The organism is Acinetobacter variabilis (genome assembly GCF_000369625.1).
Lineage (GTDB): Bacteria > Pseudomonadota > Gammaproteobacteria > Pseudomonadales > Moraxellaceae > Acinetobacter > Acinetobacter variabilis.
Window position 1 is genome coordinate 458,384 of sequence record NZ_KB850112.1, and the last position, 13,865, is coordinate 472,248.

General features: G+C 42.9%; 18 protein-coding genes. 7 read left to right on the plus strand and 11 right to left on the minus strand.

The window, feature by feature from the left end; genetic code table 11:
* Positions 1–52 precede the first annotated feature (52 nt).
* From sodC to F897_RS04705, 3 genes are all read right to left on the minus strand, one after another.
* Entirely contained in the window at positions 53–595 is a 543-nt protein-coding gene (gene sodC / locus F897_RS04695) for a superoxide dismutase family protein (protein ID WP_005233664.1), read from the minus strand.
* 110 nt (positions 596–705) lie between these two features.
* Positions 706–1,854 (minus strand): AI-2E family transporter, encoded by a 1,149-nt coding sequence (locus tag F897_RS04700; protein ID WP_034580641.1) that lies wholly within the window; start codon positions 1,852–1,854, stop codon positions 706–708.
* A 132-nt stretch (positions 1,855–1,986) separates the two neighbouring features.
* Entirely contained in the window at positions 1,987–2,631 is a 645-nt protein-coding gene (locus tag F897_RS04705) for a ParA family protein (RefSeq protein ID WP_005233668.1), read from the minus strand.
* A gap of 123 nt (positions 2,632–2,754) precedes the next feature.
* Between F897_RS04705 and F897_RS04710 the strand changes: the two genes are divergently transcribed.
* Positions 2,755–3,222: a Holliday junction resolvase-like protein gene (locus F897_RS04710; protein ID WP_004787020.1), complete on the plus strand. Its 468-nt coding sequence runs from the start codon at positions 2,755–2,757 to the stop codon at positions 3,220–3,222.
* Between the two features lie 26 nt (positions 3,223–3,248).
* Positions 3,249–3,833, plus strand: coding sequence for a hypothetical protein (locus F897_RS04715; RefSeq protein ID WP_005233669.1), 585 nt, complete (start codon positions 3,249–3,251; stop codon positions 3,831–3,833).
* On the opposite strand, the gene F897_RS04720 is transcribed toward F897_RS04715, so the two are convergent.
* Complete coding sequence (locus F897_RS04720) at positions 3,830–4,456, minus strand: class I SAM-dependent methyltransferase (protein ID WP_005233670.1); 627 nt, start codon at positions 4,454–4,456, stop codon at positions 3,830–3,832. The genes F897_RS04715 and F897_RS04720 overlap by 4 nt on opposite strands.
* Before the next feature lie 180 nt (positions 4,457–4,636).
* On the opposite strand from F897_RS04720, the gene F897_RS04725 reads away from it, so the two are divergent.
* The gene (locus F897_RS04725; RefSeq protein WP_034580644.1) at positions 4,637–5,200 is read left to right on the plus strand and encodes a hypothetical protein; all 564 of its coding nucleotides are present in this window, start codon (positions 4,637–4,639) and stop codon (positions 5,198–5,200) included.
* Positions 5,201–5,420: 220 nt separating this feature from the next.
* On the opposite strand, the gene F897_RS04730 is transcribed toward F897_RS04725, so the two are convergent.
* Positions 5,421–5,753 carry a HopJ type III effector protein gene (locus tag F897_RS04730; protein WP_005233674.1) on the minus strand — a complete coding sequence of 111 codons (333 nt, stop codon included), beginning with the start codon at positions 5,751–5,753 and terminating at the stop codon, positions 5,421–5,423.
* Positions 5,754–5,919: 166 nt separating this feature from the next.
* Between F897_RS04730 and crcB the strand changes: the two genes are divergently transcribed.
* The gene (gene crcB, locus F897_RS04735; RefSeq protein WP_005233680.1) at positions 5,920–6,300 is read left to right on the plus strand and encodes a fluoride efflux transporter CrcB; all 381 of its coding nucleotides are present in this window, start codon (positions 5,920–5,922) and stop codon (positions 6,298–6,300) included.
* 76 nt (positions 6,301–6,376) lie between these two features.
* On the opposite strand, the gene F897_RS04740 is transcribed toward crcB, so the two are convergent.
* Complete coding sequence (locus tag F897_RS04740; RefSeq protein ID WP_004787006.1) at positions 6,377–6,628, minus strand: type B 50S ribosomal protein L31; 252 nt, start codon at positions 6,626–6,628, stop codon at positions 6,377–6,379.
* A gap of 97 nt (positions 6,629–6,725) precedes the next feature.
* Positions 6,726–8,024 carry an ABC1 kinase family protein gene (locus F897_RS04745; RefSeq protein WP_005233682.1) on the minus strand — a complete coding sequence of 433 codons (1,299 nt, stop codon included), beginning with the start codon at positions 8,022–8,024 and terminating at the stop codon, positions 6,726–6,728.
* A gap of 288 nt (positions 8,025–8,312) precedes the next feature.
* Here F897_RS04745 and F897_RS04750 point away from each other — a divergent pair, with 288 nt between their 5' ends.
* On the plus strand, positions 8,313–8,519 hold the full coding sequence (locus F897_RS04750) for a DUF1737 domain-containing protein (RefSeq protein ID WP_034169804.1): 207 nt from the start codon (positions 8,313–8,315) through the stop codon (positions 8,517–8,519).
* Between the two features lie 30 nt (positions 8,520–8,549).
* Here F897_RS04750 and F897_RS04755 read toward each other — a convergent pair whose 3' ends face one another.
* A complete protein-coding gene (locus tag F897_RS04755; RefSeq protein WP_005233684.1) occupies positions 8,550–9,908 on the minus strand; it encodes an MATE family efflux transporter in 1,359 nt (452 codons plus the stop codon).
* Between the two features lie 40 nt (positions 9,909–9,948).
* Positions 9,949–10,407: a DMT family transporter gene (locus tag F897_RS04760; RefSeq protein WP_005233686.1), complete on the minus strand. Its 459-nt coding sequence runs from the start codon at positions 10,405–10,407 to the stop codon at positions 9,949–9,951.
* Between the two features lie 126 nt (positions 10,408–10,533).
* On the opposite strand from F897_RS04760, the gene hemW reads away from it, so the two are divergent.
* Complete coding sequence (hemW, locus tag F897_RS04765) at positions 10,534–11,688, plus strand: radical SAM family heme chaperone HemW (protein ID WP_005233688.1); 1,155 nt, start codon at positions 10,534–10,536, stop codon at positions 11,686–11,688.
* A gap of 104 nt (positions 11,689–11,792) precedes the next feature.
* Here hemW and F897_RS04770 read toward each other — a convergent pair whose 3' ends face one another.
* On the minus strand, positions 11,793–12,089 hold the full coding sequence (locus F897_RS04770) for a hypothetical protein (protein WP_034580648.1): 297 nt from the start codon (positions 12,087–12,089) through the stop codon (positions 11,793–11,795).
* A 387-nt stretch (positions 12,090–12,476) separates the two neighbouring features.
* Between F897_RS04770 and F897_RS04775 the strand changes: the two genes are divergently transcribed.
* On the plus strand, positions 12,477–13,439 hold the full coding sequence (locus F897_RS04775) for an IS30 family transposase (RefSeq protein WP_005233690.1): 963 nt from the start codon (positions 12,477–12,479) through the stop codon (positions 13,437–13,439).
* A gap of 96 nt (positions 13,440–13,535) precedes the next feature.
* Here F897_RS04775 and F897_RS04780 read toward each other — a convergent pair whose 3' ends face one another.
* Positions 13,536–13,745, minus strand: coding sequence for a cold-shock protein (locus tag F897_RS04780; protein WP_004786992.1), 210 nt, complete (start codon positions 13,743–13,745; stop codon positions 13,536–13,538).
* Positions 13,746–13,865 lie beyond the last annotated feature (120 nt).

Consider the following 13,865-nt stretch of genomic DNA (forward strand, 5'->3'; position numbering starts at 1 on the left):
ACTAAAAAACGGGCAAGAAGCCCGTTTTTGAATGCTAATCATCTGTAATAAATCAGATCACACCACAGGCAATACGTTCACCGCCACCGCCCAATGGTAATGGGTTGTCAGAATAATTGTCGCCACCGGCATGTACCATAATCGCACGACCCTGAACATCAGCCAGTTTCAGACGTGGCGCAAGCAGGGTGACACGTGCAGTTCCATCTGTATTAACTTTCAATGCGGGTAAATCACCGAGATGACCGGTTGTTGGCGTACCGTGATGTGGAGCCTGATTTGGATTGTAATGGCTACCTGCAGCCAGTGCTGCGCCCATCTTGCCGTCTTTCATGGCAGGTGCACATGAACCATTTTCATGAATGTGGAAACCACGCTCACCCGCAGGAAGCTGTTTCAGATTAGTACGAATCACCAAGCCAGCCGGGCTGTCACTCAATAATACGGTACCAATCGATTCACCTACGCCCTGTGCAGAAACTGCATTCAGGGTCACGGTTTTAACATTTTCAGTCGAAGTAGAGGTTGAAGCGCAACCGGTAAAAAGTGCGGCACTGACTGCGCACAAAGCTGTAAGTTTAAATAATGAAGACATAATTATCACACCTTGATCTTTATTCTGCTTTTCGGAATCTATTGAAACAGAGCAAGGCCAAAAGCACTATAGAAAATCAGTACTTAAATGTTTTAATTTGTTTAACCCAGTCAGTCTTGTGATTTCGGTGCCTTGTTACGGCGCAGACGGAATTTTTTCTTCGGTTCAACCTCATGCGCCATAGTGGCTTTAGGCATCATCAAAGGTTCGTTCAGGTTGCTTTCATGCAGCCATTCACGCCAGATGGCCAGTAGTACGGCCAGAATCACCGGTCCAATAAAGACACCAACCAGACCAAAGCTGGCAATACCACCCAAAACACCAAACATAATCAGCAGGAATGGAATCTGTGTTGCACCCGAAATGACCAGTGGACGAATCACGTTGTCCGCTGTACTCACAATACAGACACCCCAGACCATGACGCCAACGGCTTCAATGGTTTGTCCTTGCGAGAACAGCCATAGCGAAACTGCACCATAAGCAACGGGAGGGCCAAAAGGAATTAAGGCAAAGATAAAGGTGATAATGGTCAGTACCATCGGGTTCGGTACACCAGCCACGAAATAGCTGATACCTGCCAGCAAAGACTGGGCAATTGCTGTTAAGCCTACCCCATAGACCACCGCACGTGTGGTATCTGAAATTGTCGCCAGATAATGGTGAATACGTGGACCGACTACCATCTCAAAGGCTTTACGCACCTGATTCAGAATGGTATGACCATCACGGTAGAAGAAGAATAACGACAGTACGGCAAAACACAGCTTGAAGACATTTTTACTGATTTCATTCAGTACAACTTTACCGTAATTCAGATGACCCTGAATCCAGACGGAAATGGTCTGTGCAATACTGTTTGGATCGGCATTTATCTCATTCAGGGTACGGGTAATTTCCTTACCTACAAGTGGCAGGCCACGAATAAAATCTGGAACGCTAAGATGACCTGAGAATACCTGTTTTTGCAATTCAAAATACAGGTTCCGACCTTCGTGCTGCAGCATAAAAATGGCAAAAATAAAAGGTAGACCAAACACCAGAATCACACCCAGAATCATAATAGTCGCACTCAGTGTCGGCCGATTGCCACTTATTCTTAAGATCGACTGATACAACGGCCAGGTCATGTACGCAATAATGGCTGCCCAAACTACAGGAATGATGAAATACTTGAGTATGTGAAAACTCAGAAAAATCAGAATGAAAAACAGTCCAAATAATAAGACTTTTTGTAGTGTGGGCGCGTATTGTTGCACTGAATTTAGAAGCTCATTTTTTTAGGTCATGTCAGGCATATTAACTGAAAAAAAAGCGATCGAAAACGATAGTACAGGAAGTAGTACGATTATTTTCCTAAGAATAAAAAGAAGAGGCTAAAAATAACAGAACTAGAACCATTGGCTTGGATCGTCAATAATGGCATTCAATAAAGGTTGCCATTGATCCTGTAATTCCCGGTACATCTTCTGCTGTTTGTCAAAAATAGACAGGCCTTGCATGGCCAGCCGGCTATAGGGCGCACGTTCAGAAATCCAGGCAACCGGTTGCTGATCAATTTTATTGAAAAACTGCTGAATGTCCTGATTGCTGGTTGCATTAGGTTTGGTGCGGTTGGCGAGGAGCAGAATTTCAACCTTGCCTTTACGGATGCGTTTAATGTCCTGCAAATGCTTGAGAAAACGGCGCGTAGAATCAATATCAAAAAATGAAGGCTGCAGCGGGGTAATGATGGCATCTGCTTCACTGATTAACTGCTCGGCATGATCTTCATTCAGCGCTCCGGGTGCATCGATGATCAGATATTCCAAGTTTTTAGGCGCATCCCCAATCGATTTGGCATTTCGCCAGTCCAGACTCTGAATCGGCGCTGCATCTTTCGGGCGATGTTTCAACCATTGCAAGGTCGATTTCTGGCTGTCCGCATCGGCCAGAGCAACTCTATAACCCTTTTGCGCCAGGGCAGCTGCCAGGCTAATTGCAGTAATGGTTTTACCACAGCCGCCTTTCTGATTTGCAACTAAAATTGTTTTCATGACCTTGGATGATTTAATTCTGCTCCCGCCTAGCATATCATTCTTTGCAGGCTTACTGGATGGCAGACACTTTCAACTTCAGTCGAAGGTAGGCAGCAAAATAAAGCAGATTAGGAAGATTGAATGTCCATTGGAATGGCTATGCTGATTGGTGCCTGTATTGGAGTGGTTTTAACTACCCTGATTCTGGGCCAGACGCGAAATGGCCGAATTAAAGCAGAATATGAACAATATATTGCCGAGCTGGAGCTGGAACATCAGCAAGCTTTAGTTGCTGCACAAAAACGCAGTGTGAATACCAGTCGTGCGGTACTCAAAGGCAAAATGGCCGAGCAATTGGCACCGATCATGCCAGAGTTTCAATATCTACCTAGTGATGCCAAATTTTTAGGCGATCCGGTGGATTATGTAGTCTTTGATGGTTATACCGATTTTCGTGATGGTGAAGGGCTGGCTGAAGATATTGAAGTGGTGTTGATTGATATTAAAAGTGGGGGTGCACGTCTGACCAAAGGCCAGATGGCAATTGCTCAAGCCATTCAGGAAGGGCGGGTACGTTTTGAAACCATCCGGATTGATTTTGAAGACTGAAGGACAGCAAGCTTCAACTCTACACTATGGATAAACTGATTATTGCCGCAGCACTGTTTGCGCTTGGACTATGGATCTGGTCGGAATACTTTCGGGCGATTCCGAATCTGGAGCAGGCGGGAGTACTCAAAAATTTTCAGGTAGAATCGATTGAGCCGCATCAGGCTGAATATCGCGTACTGGCTAAACAGTATTATGGGCCTGAGCGGCGTACCATTCATCCAGCCAGTCCAGTGGTGGGAAGCTTTAATGATCTGGCCTATGTCAGCAATATTGATCTGTTACTGGCCGCACCGAAAGTATCCAGTACTGTATTTAAACCATTCAAGCTTGAGCAGGACAGGCGTTGTTTCAATATGACCGCTACAGACGCACAGGCCAATCCTGCGAACATTCAACCTCATTTGCTGAACCTGAGTGTGATTGCCGCCAGCGAAGTTGTTGCCAATAAGATTCGCCGTTTAAAAGCAGATCAGCGGATCTGGCTGCAAGGGGACTGGGTACAGGTCAAATCAGCGACCAGCCAGCAAGAATTTCAGGTTGGAATAGGCAATCCAAGGTCAGCCCAATGCCGTCTGTTTAGAATAACTGATTTAAAAGTGCTGGATTAAAGCGGTTTATGTACTCGTGCCAGCAGCATACGCTGACCAATCTTTGGAATACCTTCTACATCGATATAATGAACTTCATCCAGTTCAAACCCAGCCTCTAAAAGAGCGGTTTCAATATCCCGGTTGAGATGACAGCCATCTGCCACTTTCTTCTGAATCGGGGTGAGTAAATGCTGCAAGCGCTGAATGTTGAGATGCTCTCGGTTTAATACATGCTCAACCAGATGAAAATGGCCGCCTGGCTTCAGAACCCGGTAAATTTCATGCAGACTTTGATGCAGATCTGGAATACTGCATAAGGTCCAGGTTGATACGATATTTTCCAGACTATTTTCTGCGAAAGGCAGAGCCTCTGCACGGGCCTGAATCTGTTCGACTGCAAAAGGGCTTTGACTGATGCGCTGCTCAGCCAGTTTAAAAATGTCCGGGTTAGGTTCTAGCGCATAGACTTTATCTACGGCCTGATAAAAAGGCAGATTCAGCCCTGTACCGAAGCCAATTTCCAGAACTTCACCTGTAATAGGCAATAATAATTCGCGGCGTAAATCCATCAGGGATGGGGTCTGCATAACCTGATTCAGCAGATGCGGAAAAATATGTTGTTGATAGAATTTATACAGCATGGTCGCATTCAAATGATTCTTAGACAGGCTTAGATTAACCGAAAATAATCAGATTAGCTAAAGCTCTCCGCTCACCAAAATTGATCAACTTGTTACTAATTTCAACTATTTATTCATTAAAAAAATTGTACTATCAAGCAAGATATTCTTGAAAAGATTTGATGGAATAAAGACAGAATTATGTTCAAACATCTTCGATACTATGCCTTGGCGGCCAGTCTTTTACTACCGCTTTATGGTCACACTTCTGTAGACCATAATGTTGCCAAAGGACTGCCACCGATGGCCAAAGACCAATCTATTTCAGTCTTGCAGCCGTTTAAAGGTGATTTCCGTATTTTGGGATCAAAAATTTATACCGACGACGAGCAGGCTAAGTTCTCTCCGATCGATTATGCGGTGAGTTGGGGGCTGTTTGCACAACCTGAAATTGCCCGGCACATTACAGTCAATCAGTATAACCGTTATCTGAACTGGAAAATGGATCGCGTGCCAGTGCCCATTGAACAGGCCAAACAGATGGTATCCAATATGCACATCATTCCTGCCAATCCACAAATTGCCAAAGCAATTAAACAGGTGAAACGTGGTGATCTGGTGCGTTTGCAAGGTGAACTGGTGGAAGTACGTGATAAAGATCTCGTCTGGAAATCTTCCTTAACCCCAACCGATACTGGTGATGGTGCTTGTGAAGTGTTTCGGGTCAGCTCAATCAAGTGGGTTGAGAAAGTAGGTAAAGGTTAAAACTGGAAAACTTTTAAAGCTTTCCAAAAGGGTGGCCTAGGGTGCTTCTGGGTGACCAGGCTTTATTGATATTTAATTTATTTTAGCCTCAGAGTTTTTCATTTTTAAATTGAACTACTTCTTCAAAAAAAATTTAATCTTAAATATGAATGTCATCTTGTTCTGTTATTTTAATATAAAAACCGCCAGAAATAGGCGGTTTTTTATTTGGCAGAAGAACTTATTTGGCAGCCAGTGCTTCACCTTCAAAGGCAATGCCATCCCAGCCATTTTGCATGAACTGGCGGATATTCTGGTGATCCGTTGCTTTTGGTGTTGCTAATACAGCCGCATAGTGTTCGGCAAACAGGCTCAAGGTTTGTGTCTGATCCAGACCATTCAGTTGGGCAAATGAAAATACCTTGGCACTGCCTTGGTTTTCAGTGGCAGCATTGGCCTGTTGACCATTTTTAAAAGCAGTGGGTGTATGAGCATAGCGCGCATCGATATATGCAATCACATCTGCAAATTTAGCTTCGCCCGCAGCCAATTGAGCCAGTAATTCCTGAGCCATGTGGATTCCCTCTAGACTTAAATCAATTTGAATGGCGTCGAATATACCAATTTTTTGGCAAAGATCCATGTTCATTCTGCAATTTTAGGTGCATGATGTTATTCATTATTCTCGTCCCACATGGTGGCTGACGAAAGATTTAAGATCGAATAAAGACGGAGTAGACATGAACTGGCTTTTGGTGGCAATGGGCGGCGCGATTGGGGCAACACTGCGTTATGGAACAGGAATGTTGATTGCCAAGCCACAGATGCTATTTCCGTGGCCGACCTGGTGGATCAATATTATAGGTTGCCTGTGTGCCGGGATTTTCTTTGCCTTTAGCCAGAAATACAGTTTCCTGCAAACCGAAGCACGGCTATTTTTGATGGTAGGTATCTTGGGCGGCTTTACGACTTTCTCCAGTTTTGGTCTAGAAACTTTTCAGCTGCTTAAGCAGGGTGCAGTCACGATTGCCCTAAGTTATGTGATCTCTAGTGTGATTGTCGGAGTATTTATGCTGGGGGTGGGCTTTTATTTAACCCAGCTGACTTTGGCACAAGCATAAAAAAGTCAGGAAATTGGAGGTAATTTCCTGACATAAACCACGATTTAAATTGAGAGAAAAATCGGAGGTTTTAAGTTTAACCACGTTTAAAACGGGCAAAACGTTTGTTAAAGCTCGCTACGCGACCTTCATTACTGGTTTGACGTTGCTCACCGGTATAAAACGGATGTGAAGCACTCGAAATATCCAAGGTGACATAAGGATAGGTCTTACCTTCATATTCCTTGGTCTGGCTAGAAGTCATGGTGCTGCCAATCACGAAGTAGGCATCAGCATTAGTGTCATGAAATAAAACTTCTCGATATTCGGGATGAATGTCTGGACGCATCGTAATATTCCTCTTGTAATTTAAGAGTAATGTTATAATGTAACATTTGATATTTCAAGTGAAGTAGGGTTACAGCTTGTAAGCTTATTACTGTAACCTAACTGCGACTTGGCACAATTTCCTCAAATACATCACTCAAATTATCATGTACTTTCAAATGAATCAGGTTCCAGTACTGTCCGGAAATAGTACGGTTTACCATCAGGGTATCTGGCGAAGGTTTGAATACATCCCAATATTTCAGAGAAGGTTTGAGTAATTCCATTCCATCATGATGTGCTGAGTTTTCAGCAAAATCATAATTGGTAGTTAAAGGACGCATCAGTACTTCTAGCCATTGCTCATACAGATCGGCCGGGAATTTTCCAGTCTCTGTCAGGGTATGCAGGGCATCTAGTTGCTGTTCAATGGTCGAAATATCCTTGTCACGAGCTGCATGGATCAATTCCTTGAAATGAGTAATGATCTCGGTAGAAAGGGTTTTAACACCGCCGTAATCGTAAATAATCACCGAGCCATCTTCACGGAAGGCGAAGTTCCCTGGATGCGGATCACAGTGGAAACGTTTCAGATAGAAAATTTCCTGACCAATTGCACGGAATAGACGGCGGCCTAGGGCATTACGGGTTTCTAGCGGCCATTGGCTGGCCGTTTCCATACTTTCACCCTGTTCCAGGCTTAGGGTCAGAATATGACGGGAAGAGTATTCGCTAAATACTTTCGGAATCACAATTTGATGATCGAGCGATTCATGAAAGGCACGCGCCACTTCCAGATTCTGAGCCTCAATTTCATAATTGAGTTCATTGTCCAGACTATGCTGGATTTCCTTAAATAGCTGATCCTGCAACTTGCGGTCAATTTTCAGTACACCCATCAAACGCAAAGCGAGACGAACCTGTTTCAGGTCACTTTCACAGGCTTCTTCCACTCCTGGATATTGCACTTTGACCACAACCTGCTGGCCATCGGGTAGAATCGCTTTATGTACCTGTCCGATCGAGGCTGCGGCAAAAGGCTGCTCATCAAACTGCTGGAATAGATCCTGCAAAGACTTGCCCAATTCTTTTTCGACCTGTGATTGAATCTCTTTAAATGGCATCGGTGGAGCCTGACGCTGCAATTTGGAAATGGCTCGAGCAACTTCAGGCGGAAAAATATCTTTATATTGCGAGGCAATCTGGCCGACTTTCATCACCGCACCTTTCATTTCCCCCAAGGTATCAGCAATCTGTACTCCAATATCCTGAAATAATTTACTGCGTGCAGCATTTTTCTGCTCTTCATCCGCAGTTAAATTTTTAATCGAATTGGATAGGGTTTTACTTGCAATACTTGCGGTCATTCCAGCCAATTTCATAAAGCGGCGACCAGGCGTTCGAGCCGTTTTTGCCATGCGAGATTCCTCAAAATCACCATTTTTATGGGTGTATTTGATCATAGGTGACAAACTATAAATTGCCTATATTTAATTGTAGATGTTATGTTGCAAAGCTTCTCAAAGTGTTCATATTTGCTTGATATTGTTCACTTGATTTATGCAATTTTTAAACCATTTTGTCGTCTGTACGGCAGTTTTTGAATCAATTATTTAATTATTCTGAAGAGAGCAAAGCACGATTTTTAAGTTCCTTTACATGATGAAAGGCTTAAAATAATGGCACCTCAAGATCAAGAAATTTCAATGAAAGTCTATCGATATTTTACTGGCAAAGATGATGTGAATTTTTGTGCCCGTGTGACCAAGGCACTCAATGAAGGCTATGAACTTTATGGTGCACCGACCATGACCTTTAATGGAACAGATGTCATTGTCGGGCAAGTGGTGATTAAGGAAGTGTCAGATGAGTCTGAGATTCCACAGGGATTAAAAGATGCATTAAATCAGTAATTCAATGCATCTTTTTAAATAATAAGAGGATTAGGCACGCTGGCTTAAACGTTTGTTATTGCCATAAAGCCGTGCCAGCAATAAAACACAGGCCACGCTCAGACCGACAATCAGACCGACCCAGACGCCTGCCGCCCCCATATCTCCAAAACGGGACAAATAAACCCCCACCGGGAAGGCAATCAACCAATAGGCAATCATGGTGATCCACATTGGGCCTTTGGTATCCTGCATACCGCGTAAGCAGCCTGCAGCACTGATCTGCCAGGCATCCATCAGCTGATAGGCCACTGCAAAGAGCACCAGATAAAGCGCGATCTGGGTCACCATCGGGTCAGAAGTATAGAGCGCTACGATTTCACTACGGAACACCCAAAGCATTAGCATGATCAGCAGAGCTAGAATCGTCGCGGTCATCAGACCTAAACCTTGTACTCTACGCATGGCATCCCAGTTCTGTTCACCATAGTAAGTTCCCACCCGAATGGTCAGCGCAATGGCCAGAGACATCGGAATCATGAATAATTGTGAGGTAACGGAAATAGCAATCTGGTGAGCGGCCACAATGGTTTCACCTAATGGACTCAAGACAATCGCTGCGGTACTAAAAATACTCACTTCAAAGAAAATTGCCAGTCCGATCGGAAAGCCCAACTTTAAAATCCGTTTCAGCCAATATCCGTTCAGCTTTTCCCAGTGACTAAATGGCTGACTGCTTTGATAAACCCGATTTTTAAAAATATACAGTGCCAGACTCGTTAACATGAGCCATTGCAGAATGGCCGTAGCAAAACCACAGCCAGCACTGCCCAGTGCCGGAATAGGGCCGACCCCATACATAAAAATAAAGTTTAATGGAACCAGAAGCAGTAGCGCCATGAGGCTAATGGCAGTGACCGGACGCGGGTAACCAATGGCCTCAGAATAGCCGCGTAAAGCCGCATACATAGTCACAGCAGGCATACCAAAACCGATCGCATGCAGGAACAGGCCAGCTTTAGGTTGCAGGCTTTCTGGGACACCTAGTAAAGGTAAAGTGAGAGGCAAAACTTGTAAAACCAGACCCGCAATCACCCCAAGGATGAATGCGACCCACAATGATTGCCGCGCAATTGTAGCGATTTTTTCAGGTGTACGTGCGCCTTTGGCTTCCGCCACTAAAGGTGTAGTGGCGATCATGATACCGCTAAAAAGCAGCATGACTGGAATCCATAACCCGACACCAACTGCAATCGCTGCCAGGTCAGTCGGTGAGAGACGTCCGGCCATAATGGTATCAATCAGGCCCAAACCTGCCTGGGAAAATTGTGTGACCAGAATGGGCAACATCAGATGGAACAGCTGTTTTAATTCATAACGACGGGTTGTGGCTGTCAAAACATTAGACACAAAAATTACTCATTAGTGATCATGTGCTTAGAGATAAGGTTTAGCGTTGTAAAGTGAGAAGCACACCAATAAAAATCACCACGCCACCTAAAAGACGTTGCCAGTTCACCGGCATTTTTTCATTGCCCAGCAGACCAAACTGATCGACGATCATGGACATCACCATCTGACCAAAAATAATCATTCCGGTCAGTGTCAGGAAGCCCATTTTAGGTGCAGCATAAATGCTCATGCTGATCGCATAAACACCTAAAAATCCACCTAACCAGAGATACCAGGGAACTGCAATCAGCTCCTGTAAGCCTGGTTTGGGATGTGACTGAAACAGCACGATGCCGGCAAGTACTATTGTACCAATCAAAAAGGAAAAAAATGCAGCTTGAATAGGAGAATATAAATATTCTTTTAATTGGGTATTAATAGCCGTCTGTAAGGTCAGCAAGACCCCGATTGCAAAGACCAAAGGCAATAAAATAAGGAGCTGGGAGGGTATTTTCATAATTTTAACTATCTAATTCTATTTAAATTTTTAGGCATTAGGCGATGGCGATTTTAATTTTAGCAGTGTTGTTGTCGAGTCATGTTAAAATTACGCTAGATCTTGTAGTTGTTTTTGAGTAGTTCTTTGGCTGAATTGAATCCTGCACTTATTCCCTTATCCTTGTATATCCATATGCCGTGGTGTGTACGTAAATGTCCGTATTGTGACTTTAACTCGCATGCCGTGCCTGATGGAAAACTCTCTTTGGACCTGGAACGGGAATATCTGCATGCGCTGGTAGAGGACTTTAAAACTCAGGTTGATTTTGCCCAAGGCCGTTCGATTCATAGTGTATTTATCGGTGGTGGAACGCCGTCACTGATCTCTGCTGCAGGTTATCAGTGGTTATTTACAGAACTAAAAGCACTGATTCCTTTTGAAGAGAATTGTGAAATCACACTGGAAGCCAATCCAGGTACAGTGGAACATGATCCATTTGCTGGCTATTTAGCAGCTGGTATTAATCGTCTTTCGATAGGCGTGCAAAGTTTTAATACCGAGCATCTGAAAAAGCTGGGCCGAATTCATAGCAATGAAGATGCGATCTCGGCGATTGGCCTGGCGCGTGACGCAGGATTTCAGCGGATTAATGTCGACTTGATGCATGGCTTGCCTGAACAGACACTGGAGCAGGCACTCAATGACCTGAAACTGGCGGTCGAGAATGGTGCTACGCATATTTCCTGGTATCAGTTAACCATTGAGCCAAATACCGTATTTTTCCGTACTCAGCCGATTTTACCGGTCGATGAAGTACTAGAAGAGATTCAGGAACAGGGCGAGGCTTATTTAAAAGCCAATGGCTTTATCAATTATGAAGTCTCTGCTTGGCGTAAAGAATTACCCTCGGCACATAATCTGAATTACTGGCAATTTGGTGATTATCTGGCCATTGGAGCAGGGGCGCATGGCAAAGTGACTCAACTGGATGGTGTTTACCGTTTCCAGAAAACCCGTTTGCCTAAAGACTATTTAGCCAAAGTGCCAGCCGAACATTTGCAGTTTAAGCGCATCGAAGCGGCAGATATGCCGTTTGAATTTATGATGAATGCCTTACGTTTAAATGATGGTGTGGAAGCGAAGCTTTATCTTGAGCGAACAGGCTATAGTCTGGATACAATGAATGAATTGCTGACTTCACTGCGTCAACGTCAACTGATGGTAGAAGATACGAAACGTCTGACATGTACTGAGCAAGGTCACATCTTTTTAAACTCTGTGCTGGAAGAGTTTCTTTAATTGCCTAATCTATCCGAATAATTAATCCAATTTAAAAAGAAAAAGCCCGATGAGTTACATCGGGCTTTTTCTTCTCTGTCTACTATGCATTTAAGCCATTCGGATTAACGATACTTAGGCGGTAACTTGTGATGCGGGCCATTGTGATGATTTTTGTTGAAGAAGCTTTTATGATCTTTCTTGCCAAACTTATCATGACGATCATGCTGGTTAAAATGCGCTTTAGGAGGTGCTTTATCGAAACCACCTCTATGCGGCATTGGTTTCTTATCAAAATGATGCGCTGATGGCGTTGGATGACGATGATCCGGTCCAGGCGCCGCCATTGCAGACATGGTAGCTGTTGTTGCAATCAAGCCAATCATTAAAGAAGAAACTAATTTTTTCGTGATCATACTCATATTTATTCAATGAGTTCATCATAGGAGTCAGCGATGTAGGGAAGATGGAGCCATAGATAACACTTTTGTAAATTTCAGAATTTCTTTCAATTTTGTATTTAAATAATTAATAAATAATAAATTTTATTAAAAATTCTATATTTTTATGGGCAATTTTTGATTTTAAAATCATCAAAATTCTTCTCCGTTTCTTCATGTTTTAACGTGAGTGAAATCAGATGAAGAAATTTAGGACAAGATGATGAATGAAAAGCGAATATAATATTTAATTATCTTTTAAATTCGCAGATTCAAATCCCAAGTGCAACACATTTGTAGTTAGTTGAAAAAGTTAGGTGTATTCATAGAATCATTAGACTTTTTCAACTCGCAATTGGAAAGCACACAATGAAGAAATACACCCAACTTTCTCAAGATGAAAGATACGAAATTTATGCTACTTTGAAAAGTAAAAGTTCAATCGCTACCCTTGCTCGGGAATTAGGACGTTCACGATCAACCATCTACCGTGAATTAAAAAGAAATACTGGGCAACGTGGATATAGAGCTCAACAGGCAGCTAAATTTGCAAGTCAAAGACGGTACCGTCCTTCATCATCAATGACAGCATTTGCCTTCGCTTATATTGATTATTTGATTGGTTTGGACTGGTCACCCGAACAAATTTCAGGTGCTTTAACACAACGCGGTTGGCTGGATGTACCTTCATATGAGTGGATTTACCAGTACATTTATCAAGATAAATCAAAAGGCGGTAAACTTCATCTACATTTAAGGCATCAGAAGAAATATCGAAAACGCGGTTACAAAAACACGGATCGTAGGGGTCAAATCATTGATAAAACAAGTATTCACTGCCGAGACCAGGTCATTGATCAACGACAACGTTTAGGAGATTTCGAAGGTGACACGGTGATTGGTAAACATCATAAAGGTGCTTTATTGACTCTCGTTGATCGAAAGAGCCTGTATGTACATATTGTTCATTTAGGGCCAACAAGAGCATCCTCTCAAACGATTACTTGTGCATTAGATCGTTTACAAATGAGCCATGCTTATAGTGTGACATTTGATAATGGCAAAGAATTTTCCGAACACAAAAGAATTACTGATGCTGGCATAGAGACGTATTTTGCTGATCCTTACAAGTCTATTCAGCGAGCTAGAAATGAAAATACGAATGGTTTAATCCGTCAATATCTGCCAAAATCATCATCGTTGGATGGCGTGTCAAACGAACAAATAGAGCAGATAGAATTTGCACTCAACCATCGTCCTAGAAAAACACTAGGTTGGTATACACCGAGTGAAGTTATGGCTGGTTTTTATACTGTTGCACTTGCCGCTTGAATCCGCCATTTAATTAATTGATCTGGAAACTAAAATTAGTCAATTTAAGTTACAAAAAAAGCACTCTAATGAGTGCTTTTTTTCATCTTCGCAATATTAGATTGCAGTGATGTTAGTCGCTGTAGGACCTTTTTGGCCTTGAGCTACGCTGAAAGAAACCTTTTGGCCTTCAGCTAAAGTTTTGAAACCTGAACCTTGGATTTCGCTGAAGTGAGCGAAAACGTCTGGACCATTGTCTTGTTGAATGAAGCCAAAACCTTTAGTTTCGTTGAACCACTTTACTGTACCGGTAACTGTGTTAGACATAATATAACCTATTGAATCTTATGGATTTATAGTCAAAATTTCAGATGACTAGCTGTAACTTTGAAAAATAAAAAGGATGGAGCTTATTGATCTTTAAAACGAAGGTTTATGACTAAAACT